At 55.9% G+C, this 11,314-nt stretch carries 11 protein-coding genes, 1 tRNA gene and 2 pseudogenes; 9 read left to right on the forward strand and 5 right to left on the reverse strand.

From position 1 onward, the window contains the following. Positions 1-233 precede the first annotated feature (233 nt). The 4 genes from DTW90_RS31360 (at position 234) to DTW90_RS38175 (ending at position 3,403) form a co-directional block, all read left to right on the forward strand. Entirely contained in the window at positions 234-440 is a 207-nt protein-coding gene (locus DTW90_RS31360) for a hypothetical protein (RefSeq protein WP_149343450.1), read from the forward strand. A 495-nt stretch (positions 441-935) separates the two neighbouring features. After that, a complete protein-coding gene (locus tag DTW90_RS31365) occupies positions 936-2,324 on the forward strand; it encodes a sensor histidine kinase (protein WP_149343452.1) in 1,389 nt (462 codons plus the stop codon). Continuing rightward, positions 2,321-2,971, forward strand: a complete 651-nt coding sequence (locus DTW90_RS31370) for a response regulator transcription factor (RefSeq protein ID WP_149343454.1) — start codon at positions 2,321-2,323, stop codon at positions 2,969-2,971. Before DTW90_RS31365 ends, DTW90_RS31370 begins: the two co-directional genes overlap by 4 nt. A gap of 210 nt (positions 2,972-3,181) precedes the next feature. Next, positions 3,182-3,403, forward strand: a complete 222-nt coding sequence (locus DTW90_RS38175) for a hypothetical protein (protein ID WP_165927977.1) — start codon at positions 3,182-3,184, stop codon at positions 3,401-3,403. A gap of 328 nt (positions 3,404-3,731) precedes the next feature. On the opposite strand, the gene DTW90_RS31380 is transcribed toward DTW90_RS38175, so the two are convergent. Both DTW90_RS31380 and DTW90_RS31385 read right to left on the reverse strand, forming a co-directional pair. Beyond that, entirely contained in the window at positions 3,732-3,986 is a 255-nt protein-coding gene (locus DTW90_RS31380; RefSeq protein ID WP_132527694.1) for a hypothetical protein, read from the reverse strand. A gap of 47 nt (positions 3,987-4,033) precedes the next feature. Next, entirely contained in the window at positions 4,034-4,432 is a 399-nt protein-coding gene (locus DTW90_RS31385) for a DUF1236 domain-containing protein (protein WP_132527696.1), read from the reverse strand. Between the two features lie 1,102 nt (positions 4,433-5,534). Between DTW90_RS31385 and DTW90_RS31390 the strand changes: the two genes are divergently transcribed. Then, positions 5,535-5,610 (forward strand) — tRNA-Val (locus tag DTW90_RS31390). 531 nt (positions 5,611-6,141) lie between these two features. Here DTW90_RS31390 and DTW90_RS31395 read toward each other — a convergent pair. Continuing rightward, on the reverse strand, positions 6,142-6,909 hold the full coding sequence (locus tag DTW90_RS31395) for a hypothetical protein (RefSeq protein WP_149343455.1): 768 nt from the start codon (positions 6,907-6,909) through the stop codon (positions 6,142-6,144). 262 nt (positions 6,910-7,171) lie between these two features. Between DTW90_RS31395 and DTW90_RS31400 the strand changes: the two genes are divergently transcribed. From DTW90_RS31400 to DTW90_RS31410, 3 genes are all read left to right on the forward strand, one after another. After that, a complete protein-coding gene (locus DTW90_RS31400; RefSeq protein WP_149343457.1) occupies positions 7,172-7,447 on the forward strand; it encodes a hypothetical protein in 276 nt (91 codons plus the stop codon). Positions 7,448-7,552: 105 nt separating this feature from the next. Continuing rightward, complete coding sequence (locus tag DTW90_RS31405; RefSeq protein ID WP_149343459.1) at positions 7,553-8,146, forward strand: hypothetical protein; 594 nt, start codon at positions 7,553-7,555, stop codon at positions 8,144-8,146. A 334-nt stretch (positions 8,147-8,480) separates the two neighbouring features. Then, complete coding sequence (locus tag DTW90_RS31410; protein ID WP_149343461.1) at positions 8,481-8,786, forward strand: hypothetical protein; 306 nt, start codon at positions 8,481-8,483, stop codon at positions 8,784-8,786. Positions 8,787-9,344: 558 nt separating this feature from the next. Here the strand turns inward: DTW90_RS31410 and DTW90_RS31415 are convergent. Further along, entirely contained in the window at positions 9,345-9,680 is a 336-nt protein-coding gene (locus DTW90_RS31415; protein WP_149343463.1) for a hypothetical protein, read from the reverse strand. 310 nt (positions 9,681-9,990) lie between these two features. On the opposite strand from DTW90_RS31415, the pseudogene DTW90_RS37845 reads away from it, so the two are divergent. Further along, positions 9,991-10,203 (forward strand): annotated as a pseudogene (locus DTW90_RS37845) (transposase); the annotation flags it as partial. Between the two features lie 387 nt (positions 10,204-10,590). Here the strand turns inward: DTW90_RS37845 and DTW90_RS31425 are convergent. Next, a pseudogene (locus DTW90_RS31425) lies at positions 10,591-10,947 on the reverse strand (transposase); the annotation flags it as partial. Between the last annotated feature and the right edge of the window lie 367 nt (positions 10,948-11,314).

Raw genomic sequence — 11,314 nt, forward strand, 5'->3', positions numbered from 1 at the left:
CAAAGTCCGCATGTTGTTCAGTCATTAAGGCCTCCTCAAATGTCATGCCGGGATGGGTCCGGCAGGTTCTTAATCAAGACATATCGTTATAAATCAATGGCGGGTCGATGGCGTTGCCTCGGTCTCCGGGATGAGCCCTCATCGCTATTTTCAGATTAATTCAGCAATCCCGGACTGAAGTCCGATGGCCTGAAAGGCGAATGTGACAGTATGGTCGCCGAAAAGGAATCGTGATGCCCCATATCGAAACTGAATCGCTCGAACCCGAAGGGCTTTATTGGGCAAGGCGAAACAGTGCCGGCCCCGTGGAAGTGGTCCAGGTATCCACAGTCTTTGGCCGGGAGAAGGAATTCCTGACCGTCGCTACTCTGGGCTCAGACGAGCACTATGCGCTTGAGGATTTCGAATTCGTGGCCGAGATCACACCCCCAAGGTTTTGACCACCCCGTCCTCGTATGCAGCTTGGCGCGACGCTGAACTCAGGCGCCAAGCTCGAAAGGTCGAGAAGCAGACATAACACAGGCATTCATAACGAGATCGCGGGCCGCGAGCGACGCAAATCGTCAGCGGCCAGCCGATCGTTTACATGAGTGAATAGACCAGCACCCCGACCGCAGTCCAAAAACCAATGAGCACAAAGGGCATCGCCAGTACCAGAAGCTTTGTCATTGCGATCTCCGTTTCACCATTTTCAAGATCTAGGGTGACTGCTCCGAGAAGATATCGGACCGAGGTCTTAAACGAGGGAGACCAAGGCCCCATGGCGATCGGAACCGCAGGCGATGACATTCGGATGGGTTCAGCGCAGCCTCGATCATGATTTTCGCTTTGTCGCGTGAGTTCGAGGCAAGCGACCGTCATTGACGTCTTGCCGGTGGACTATAAGTTAATTCTGGAATAGCCGGCGAAAGGCCCGGCGGCACGGGCTGGCTTGCATGGCATGGATGAAACGTTGGAATGCCCAGTCGCTTGCGTTGCAATTTTTAGTCACGGGCGGGTGCGTCTCTATCATTGCCATGCTTGCGGTCGGTATTTTTGTCAGTCATTCGATCGAAAACGCCGTCACCCGAAATTCAGCAGCGACGACCGCGCAATACGTAGACAGCGTCATCGCACCACTGCTCCCCGACATGCGCTCCGCCCAGCCGCTCGATGATACAATCGCTCGGGCTCTTGATGAGACGCTCGATCAAGGCGCTCTCGGCCGGCGTCTCATGTCCTTCCGTCTGTGGCGCAGCGACGGCACCGTGCTTTATTCGAACGAGAAGAACCTGGTTGGGAAACGGTTCGAGCCCAATCCAAAACTGCAGACAGCGTTCAGCGGCAACATGGTCTCGAACTTCGAGCGCGCTGTCGACCCTGAAAGCCAGGCCGAACGCGCCATGGATAAGCCGCTGCTGGAAATCTATAATCCGGTGCTTCAGCCCTGGTCCGGCCAGGTCGTTGCGGTTTCAGAGTTCTATGAAGTCGCCGACGGGCTTCAACAGAGCCTGGACCAGGCCCGATTGCAAAGCTGGCTTGCAGTCGCCGGAGCCACCCTCGCCTTTTTCCTTGTACTGTCGGCAATCGTCTTTCGCGGCAGCCGCACGATTGACGTGCAGCGCGATTCGCTTAGAAAGCGGGTCAGCGACCTGTCCGATCTGCTTGCCCAGAACGAGACGCTTCGCCGTCGTCTCCAAAGGGCATCGCAGCGCGCCGTCGCCCTCAATGAAAGCCATTTGCGAAAGATCGGCGCCGACCTGCATGACGGGCCGGCCCAATTGATTGCTTATGCATCCCTGCGGCTGGATAGCGACATCATGCTCAGCCCACGAATAACAAAAGGGCGTCGGCAGGAAGAAGTGCAAATCATCCAGAGAAGCCTCACCGATGCAATGACCGAACTACGCAGCATCAGCCGGGGTCTGGTATTGCCGCAGATTGAAAACGCATCGCTCTCCGAGATCGTGGAGCGCGCGATAAAAGCCCACGAGGAACGAACCGAAACAATCGTGCGGCGGACACTGCCTGATGTGGATCCCCGCCTTACACCGTCAGGAAAGATCTGCGTGTTCCGATTTGTCCAGGAGGCATTGAACAACGCCTACCGCCATGGCGAGGGGCGCGGACAGGCGGTCGAGGTCACGACAAATGGACAACGACTTGACCTCATGGTGAAGGATGAAGGGAACGGTTTTGATCCGAACCTCGTTCAACCAGAAAATATTGGTCTTGCCGGGTTAAGGGACAGGGTGGAGAGCCTCGGCGGAAGCTTTGAGATCGAGACCTCTCAAAACGGCACGACGGTTCGAATGACGCTTGGCGCAATGGAGGTTGGAGATTGAAGGAAAAGATTAGCCTTGCGGTGGTGGATGACCATCCGCTTTTCCGGGAGGGTGTCACACGCAGCCTCTCTGAAAACGACGAATTTGTCGTTGTCGGCGAAGGCGAAAGCAAGGATGACGCTATCCGCCTGGTCGCCGATTTTCACCCCGATATCCTCTTGCTCGATATCTCAATGCCGGGTGGCGGGCTCGAAGCGATACCACCGATCCTCGAGCGCGCGCCTGCGCAGAAAATTATCATGCTCACGGTGTCGGAATCGAGCGACGACCTGTCCGCCGCGCTGTCGATGGGCGTAAAGGGTTACGCTCTGAAAGGTGTCGGTTCAAAAGCGCTGGCGGAGATCGTCCGCTCAGTTGCTGCCGGGGAAAGTTATGTGAATCCGAGCCTGTCGGCCCGCGTTCTTTCAAAGGCGCTGACAACCCCGGACCAAGAGCCCTCCGGCATCGATCAACTCACGGGTCGCGAGCGCGAAGTTCTCGAGCTTGTGGCCGAAGGGTTGAGCAACAAGATGATCGCGCTGAGGCTCGATCTCATGGAAAAGACCGTGAAGCACCACATGACGCAAATTTTGTCGAAGCTGGGGATCTCCAATCGAACCGAAGCGGCGTTGGCCTGGCGCGATGCCGTCGATATGACTTTGCGCTAGCGGCCGAGTGACCGAAGTCGCCGAATGTCGTCGGGTTTCGCGCGGCGATTGACGATGGTTCTGCCCTTCGGGTCCTTCATAATGTAGCTTCCCTGACTGACAGTCTCGGTAAAGCCATCCGGATGTTGGATGTCGATCGAACCATCGCTGCTTACGCTTGAGGTGACGCTACTCCTGCCCTGATTGCTGGACCCGCTATTCGATCCGGCAGTGCCCGACGAGCTGGAACTGGAGCTTCCGCCGGCGTTGCTGCCCGCTCCGCTGCCGGAAGTGCCGCCGTTGCTGTTGCTGCCATTGCCGTTTCCGTTCCCGTTATTGCCGTTCCCGTTGCCGTTGCTGCCGTTCCCATTCCCGTTTCCGTTCCCGCTGCCGCCGTTCCCGTTTCCATTGCCGTTGCCCCCACCATTGCCGTTATTGCCGCTCTTTGCATGAGCCGAAAGGAGGTGCATTCCGGGGGAACCAGAGATGGTCGAAACACTCAATGGAAGGACGGCCAATCCAAATCCAAGGGCACCTGCGAGCGAGTGACTAAGCCAGCTTCGGCGCTTTCGCATCATGTACTCCATGATTTTGCCAGCGAACCTGCCATCAGCGCCGAGTGGCACCTTGGCTGTCCCTGCAGCGCGGCTCCTTATGGGCGGGAGCGCATTTGGTTTCAACGCTTGATCGCAGGATAGCCTCGCCAAGTCCAGTACAAACGAACGTAGCGACTACGATCCGTAGCCGCCACATTCGCTCAGCAGAATATGCTGCCTATGGTTTAATGGCACATCCGCGTTTCTTTCACCATGGTGTGGCCATTGCGATGGACTTCCACCGTCTTGGTCATGCAGCGAGCCCGTTGATAGCGGGGCCGATGCCAGTCACGGTCCCAATGGCGATCGTGATCATAATAGCGGTGATGATACTGAGGACCGTTATCATCGGTGATGACGACCGACTGTGCATTCGCTGCGCCGAAGGTTGAAGTGATCGCCGCCATGGCGATCGCGGCTGCTACCATGAGCTTTCTCATTGGACATCTCCTTTTTGGATGGGTGGGGTTCGCCGTGGACCGCGACGTCAGTCGAGGACCCTAACGACCTTGCGCGTCGTCGGCTGGACGATCACCCGTTGGTGGTTGACGACCGCATAGGCATATTTCGAGTTTTCAGGCACGGGCGTTACGACGACCCTCTCAGGAAGAGGCTCTCCGACCACGACCTTTTCCTTTACGACGACTTCGTCATCAGGAATGGGTTGTTGCTCGACATAGGTGACAACCTTCTGCGGCGGCGGATCGATGGCAGTACCGACGATCGCTCCTGCCACACCACCCACGGCGGCACCGACAGGGCCTCCGACAACGGCACCGGTAACTGCTCCGCCGGCTGCACCATTGACAGTAGAGGATTGGGCGAATGCGCCGCCGGCCAGGAGACCAAGCGATGCCGCCGCTGTAACAATGATCTTCATGCTCATAACATTCTCCTTTGTTGTCTGCCCTGGCCACCTGTGGCGCCATGGGTTGGGCAGAACTGTAGGGAAAATGTACGTAACTTCAAATAGTTCCGAGACTAGGCTTAGGTCCGGATCGGCATCAGACTTTGGTCTTGCCGCTCAAAAGACCTACGGCACATACACTATTCGAGAGAAACTTTTCGGCAGTACAAGTTCGATACGCGTGCAAGATTTGGTTGGCTATGGCGACCAATGGCTTGATGAATTGATCCGCGAAATGCTCGGCCGATGCGTCCAATGGCAGTCGGCGGTCACCCGGCGACAAGGCGTTTTGGAGCGCAGTGCGTTGGCGCTTCGACACGCGCCCGGGAGCGCCAAAGAAATTCCATTCGTCTTTGCTTCCAAGGCGTTGGCGGTGCGAAAGGTTCTTTGCCCTGTCACTATCAGATAGGTCATAACGCCAACGGAATAAATGTCGTCGCCTTCGCTGGGCTCGGCGCCCATCAGGCGTTGCGCCGAGGCGTAAATGGGCGTCACGGCGCCGAGGCGACCGAGGTCCGCACCGTATTCTCTTCGCCGAGCGACGAACTGCACGCGACGGGATATCTTCGCAACCGGGGTAGCCCAGGTGTTTCCTCACAAGAGGCGCGACGCTGCAGTCGCTGGGCCCGGGGCGGTGTAATCATGAGCAACGGCCGCGCCCTCGCCATCGATCTTCGCATCTGCCCGTAGACTTCACCAAATTCGCCGATCGTGCGACGATCGTCTTTGTTGTTGAGAGGCATGTGGCCGAGAACGGAACCGGCTATGAAGTCGGCGGACAAGTCATTCTCGATCGCAAGACGCTGGCTATCTCGCAATCGAAGTCATGCCGACAGTGGTCAACCCCGGTGTTCGCAGCAACTGCTCACCTCGGTCGAAACCCTGCCTCAATCAACTGATTTGCGCCGATGCATCGACAACGGAAGCAACCGCATAACGGCCACGGTCGGCTGGACGAAATCGCAGAGACGATCGGCCTTGTAACAAAAAGAGCGAAAATCTGGATGAGACCCCTTGCAGTTTTTCCCGGTTCCGCATAGATGACTGCCACCGCAAGCGCGAACGACTGAACCGCGCAAGAGGGCGATTAGCTCAGTTGGTAGAGCGCCTCGTTTACACCGAGGATGTCGGGAGTTCGAGTCTCTCATCGCCCACCATATTTCCACATTCAAAGCATCGTTTTTTCCAATATTTACAGTGCATTGAGCGTTTTTGCTCGTGTTGATTTCCTCTCACCTTCTCGCCCAAAATGGCCATTGATTCTATTGCGAAACCTGAAACGCGCCCCTCACCTAAAAAGGGCACGTACGCCGATCATCGGCCACGTCTCCGCAATACTGATTCTGATTTATTCTGCATGCCCGGAGAGTAGGTCGTACGTAGGATCACTCGCCGGGATGCCGCCGCGCAACCGGGTCAGAATAAACACCTTGGTCCCAACTGTGCGTCTCTGCCACCCACGCCGGGAGATATGCCGCTCCTCCGAGGAGGAGAGCCAAGATCAAGGCAATAATCGTTGCGAGGAAATTTTGTCGGGTGAAGCGCCGCATGGGGGCGATATAGGGCGCTGGGTCAGGGGGAGGTAGTCTGCGCAACGCGGTCCGGCAACTGAAGTCGGAGATATGTCACATCTAGCCAAAGAGAGCAGACGATGTTTCCTGGTCATCGCCCGCTCCCATCCGGCCGCGCTACGCCGCCTTTGCGACCGAATTGCGCCGCTTCTTACATTTCCTGAACCACGTAACGGCTAGCGCACGCCAGAAGGTGGTTTTATGGCTCGCCGCAAATATCTTCGCCTCGTCCTCTGCGGTGAATAGCAAGTCGACGATGGCAATTGTGAGATCATCCGGAGTGATCAGGTCGGCATACTCAGGCGCGGTCAGCAGCAATTCGACCGCTTTGATCTGGGGAGCGGTTAGCGGCCCCCGTTCGGCGTTTGCAAGAACTTCCAAGATTTCACGAGCAAGCTTAGCGCCGTGTCGCTCGATCATACCTTTGATCTGGTTGACGGCGATCGTTTGACGGTTGCCGCCGCCGGTGTAGGAATTTGTCGTCTTCAAAACTTTGATGTTCGCCCTTGAGCAGACGAGTTCCAAGGTCTGTGCATCCTCGTCCGCGGCGGCAAGCGCCGCTTGGTGAAGCTGCAGGGTCGTCACTCCGACGCGTTCAGTGCTCTGACCTATGAAGGCCTTGGCCTGCGCAACGGTATCTTCCGCCTCGACGATCATCACCGGGATCAGTGGGACGTGCGGTTTTGACGCCGCAGCTATGGCGGTGTGCTGGCCATCCAGCACTTTGAGGATCGTGTGACCATCGGATTCGGCATACGCGCAGATGGGAGGTTTGTATTTGGTCCAATCGAAACCTCCGATGATACGCCTGATCTGCCGCAAGCCTTTTTCGCCGATGTTACGCTGATAGGCGGGATCAACATAAAGGTCGGTCGGCTTCACCATTTCAAATATCGGCAATCCCGAAGGCGGCATTTGGGGGTCGATCCCGGAGATGCCTGATCGGCGCAATTGGTCTAACATTATCCTGCATTGAACTCCCCTTCGCGAAGATCGCTAATGGGACGAGTTTTGGGGGAGATTGAGCGTACGCTCCAAGAGGGCCTTCATCTAGGCTTTGCGAAAAGCTAACATCCACAGCGCACTGTTCAGCTATAGCGCAAATGGTGGAAAACTGCGGCACAGCCCATAGCGTCTGGAGTTCCAAATGATCGACGAAGAGCGAGAACGTCTGCACGACCAACGCAGCAAGTTTGGTTTTCAGATCGAGCGGGCGAAGTACTACCTGTGGCGCCTCAACGCTGACGCGATCAGGATCATCAACAGCAAAGCCAACCTACCTGCAGCCGATATCGAAATCATCACCGAGGATTTAGCCGAACATCTCGAATGGGAAATCGACGCGATGATTTTGGCGATCAAACTGATCGACGCGAAGCTGAAAGAGCTGGACGGCGACGACGACGAATATGAGGACGAGTGAGCACGAAACCGACTTCATCGCTGAGCTATACCGAGCAGCCAACGAAATCGACCGGCTAATGTCAGCCGAAACGCGACGGCTCCTAGAAGGTAAGCGGCCGATGGAATGCTTTTTCAAACTTTTGGCTGGAACGGTGAAATTTGGGCAGAGGCAGAGTATAAACCCCCAGAGGTGCTTGAGGAGCGTGCTGATTTTGAGGCGAGAGCGTTTCCGATGAAGTGGACAAAGTTGAAACAGCTTGTCGAAGCTCGCTTTGCCCCAGAAGTTATCGGTCGAGTGCAGGTTCAAACAACGCGATATCGCTACGCACACGATCACGAGGGGGAATTTCTGGTCACCTTAGACGGAAAGAAAATCTACGGAAGCGCCTATTACCAATATTGGAAAGAGCGGGTCGCGTTGTGCGACGAGCACACCGGTGAACTACCCAGTGAAGAAGTGCAAGAAATCGAGCGGAAGCTTCGAGAGCGTGGAGTAGCGGATCATTTTGATTTGCATCAAGCGATGTTCGAATCCCTCAATCAACCCCTTGACGCAATGCTCACGAATTCCAGACCGTTGATCCGGGCGCTTGGTATTCTTGATGCTCGTTGTGGCAAACGACGGCTAGCCAAGCTGGACGATGCCAGTGAACACGAACTGGTACGTTGCGTCTTTCAACTGCGTCAGCCGTCCGGGCGAGGATTATTAGCATCCTGAAGCAATTGCTCATCAACTCTCGTGAACGGATGGTCGACAATGCGGAACAGGACAATTCGCAGGTAGGCTTCCGCATCGAAGCTGTTCAGCTTTGCGGCTTCGATCAGTGACCGAATTGCCGAGGAGCTGCTGAATCTGACTGGGATGGTTGCGCACGGGATGCTGGAGGGGCGGATGCGATCAGGCGGCTGAGAATTCTGGGAGAGGAAGCCGACCGCTGACTCGACTTTTAGGCGACTCCAGATATTCTCGGCGCAATCGACCGCATACGAGTCTAGCGACACTTAGCACCTCAGTCTTGTGATCGGGTAATTTCTCATCACGGACAAAAAATATGGTTGAGCGATATCTTTTTGCGGACGAGGCACGCTGCTTTACTTTTAATCGGCAGCCAAATGTAAGCCGCTATTTCATGCTCTGCACCATCACTATGACCGATACCAAAGCAGCTTCATCGCTGCACGATCTCCGACGACAACTTATCTGGGAGGGCGCAGAAATAGGCGATTATTTCCATGCCAACGTTGAAAAGCAAAATGTTAGAGATCGGGTTTTCGAAACCATGCTTGGCCATGATTTTGAGATTCAGGCTACCCCTTTGCGAAAAGTCAAAGGCGCAGCCTCAAGTCAGGCGAGATAAAGCTAGGTTTTATCAATACGCGTGGTTTTATAATTTCAAGTTCGCAATCGCCCGACATATTCCCGCTGACACCGATTTGCTTGTGACTGCAGCGTCACTCGGGACAAAAAAGGAGAAGCTCTCCTTCACAAATTGTCTTTCCGATGTGATGGGGCAGACGATAACGACGGGTCGCTGGGCAGTTGATTTTAGGCCCTCCGTAGCGGATTGCTCGTTACAGATGGCAGACTATTGCGCTTGGGCGATTCAGCGGAAATGGGAGCGCAACGACACGAGATCGTATGACATGATTAAAGACAGGATAACTTACGAATACGACCTATGGCGCCGTGGCGCAGTGCACCACTACTGAATTGGTACAGCCCGCCATATCGGCGATCTTGGCTATCAATCGAAAGGCCCAGGGGCCACTTCACCAAGCAAGGGCTCCGCAGTTTACTTAGCACCTGAACTGTCTGATTCCCATATCTGGCTGCGAAATGTTTTTCCAAACTAACCCAACTTGCGATGCGTCTAATCGAAACGGTCTCACAAGCGTTTCATCAAGCGCATCAGTCCCTAGGGCCGAATGACTGGCGTCAGAAACGCGGTCTTATCCGCCCCCTTCCCCTGCATGTCATCGAGCTTAGAACTCAAGACCTGGACCTGCGTCGAAACCTTGTTGATCGTGTCGATGACGTTGTCGAGTTTGCCGCCGAATGATTCCACGACGCGATCGATCCGATCGTTTGCCGCGTCTATGCCCTTCTTGTTCTCTGCCGTCGCCTCGATGGCGCGGGTCACCTGGAATGAGATGGGCGGGATCTGGGCAACCTGCTGCTGCAGACTGCTGATCGAGTCCTGATAACCCTTTAGCCGATCCTTAGGCGCCTCGGCTTCGACATCGAAACGCACCTGCAGGGCCTTGATGTCGCGCTGGGTATCATTCCAGATCTAGCCGGCCCACGCCCCGTTGACCGCTATGCCGCCCACGATGATGGCGACGTTCCAGACGTTTACCCGCCAGGTCTCAAACTTCACCGGCATGTTCATTTCCTCGTTAGCCACCCGCTGCCCTTTCGGTATGCACTGTTTTTTGGATTGACTCTCGTAGAGCCTGGAGCCCCTACAAAGATCCCAATGCCCGTCGCCAAGCTGGTATGCTCGCCGAACCGCTGGCATCATGACCCGGGGGAGATGGAAGGAGCGTCGCAATGGAGGACATCACAAGGTCGAATGGCACTACATCGCGCCGGGAAAGCCGATGCAGAACGGCTATGTAGAGAGTTTCAACGGCCGGATGCGCGACGAACTGCTCAACGAGAACCTGTTCTTCGGTCTCGAGCATGCCCGCAGCGCCATTGCTGAATGGGCGGACGACTATAACCATTTCCGGCCACACTCATCGCTCGGATATCAGACCCCGGCAAGCTTTGCCGGGACCATCGCCGCAACCGGCTCCAACGCTGCGCAAGATGAAAGCTTCGCGTTTCCGCCGGTTGCTACCACCGCGCCACTTGGCGTATTCAAAACCGCCGGAACTCTAGTCGCCGCTGGAGGAAATTCTCAGTGGCATGTATGGACGGCCTCCGCGTGGCAAGGTGCAAGTTGGTGTTTCTGACGGGTTGGTCGGGTGCAGGCATGTATTCGGCCTTTGAATGCGGCGCGCTCATGCCGCTGGCCCTGATGTAGTCCGCGGATCGGATCCCAGACAGGTCAACGCGCTTTCAAGCGGCACCCACTGATCGGGTTTGTCCGATCCCGGCTCGACCGTTCGCCATCACGCCATCAGCACCTCACCAATTTCTGCATCCTCTGTGAGCATTCAAACGGCGGCGGTCGCCTCAAAGCGCCTGCCCGTCGTCATCAACGCCCAGACGATCCGCGCCATCTTGTTTGCCAAAGCAACAGCGACGACGTTGTACGGCTTCTTCGCCAGAAGCTCGGCAGCCCAACGCGTCGGCGCCGTTTTGCCGTTCCGGCTGAAGCGGAGGACCGCGTGCGCCCCGACGACGAGAAGCCGGCGGAGATAAGGGTCGCCTTGTTTGCTGATCCTTCCGAGGCGGTCCTTGCCACCCGATGAGTTTTGCCGCGGCACCAGGCCTATCCATGCCGCCAGTTGTCGGCCGGATTTGAAGAGCGACGCGTCGGTCACCGTTGCGGCAATTGCGCTGGCAGTGATTTAGTCGGATCCCTCATTCGGTGTCACGGCACCGGCGGGACACACATCAAATTCTGTTGTGCTTGAAAAACGAGGCACTACAGACAACCGCAAGAACAATGAGATAGGAGACATCAGGGATACTCCATACCGAAAACTGATTTGTCGTGAGTTGATTGATGCTGTGGGTCGTTGCGAACCAAAGCAGCGGTATGGCGAACACAAATGAACCAATGTGCTGCTGCTTCTTGTCATCCGCTGTAATCTTAGAGCCTGACCGAAAAAGAGTTGAGTGATTTCAGTAGGATGTGATTCCGTCGGATTTGTTCAAGATTCGAAGGAGTTCACGATGGCCTGGACCGAAACCACTCGGCGGCAATATGTTCGT

The organism is Neorhizobium sp. P12A (assembly GCF_008365395.1).
GTDB lineage: Bacteria > Pseudomonadota > Alphaproteobacteria > Rhizobiales > Rhizobiaceae > Rhizobium.

Bases quoted from the DNA above. Each gene is read 5' to 3' on its own strand.
- DTW90_RS31360 (WP_149343450.1), top strand. From the start codon at position 234: ATGCCCCATATCGAAACTGAATCGCTCGAACCCGAAGGGCTTTATTGG.
- DTW90_RS31365 (WP_149343452.1), top strand. From the start codon at position 936: ATGGCATGGATGAAACGTTGGAATGCCCAGTCGCTTGCGTTGCAATTT.
- DTW90_RS31380 (WP_132527694.1), bottom strand. From the start codon at position 3,986: ATGAGAAAGCTCATGGTAGCAGCCGCGATCGCCATGGCGGCGATCACT.
- DTW90_RS31385 (WP_132527696.1), bottom strand. From the start codon at position 4,432: ATGAGCATGAAGATCATTGTTACAGCGGCGGCATCGCTTGGTCTCCTG.
- DTW90_RS31395 (WP_149343455.1), bottom strand. From the start codon at position 6,909: ATGGTGAAGCCGACCGACCTTTATGTTGATCCCGCCTATCAGCGTAAC.
- DTW90_RS31400 (WP_149343457.1), top strand. From the start codon at position 7,172: ATGATCGACGAAGAGCGAGAACGTCTGCACGACCAACGCAGCAAGTTT.
- DTW90_RS31405 (WP_149343459.1), top strand. From the start codon at position 7,553: ATGCTTTTTCAAACTTTTGGCTGGAACGGTGAAATTTGGGCAGAGGCA.
- DTW90_RS31410 (WP_149343461.1), top strand. From the start codon at position 8,481: ATGGTTGAGCGATATCTTTTTGCGGACGAGGCACGCTGCTTTACTTTT.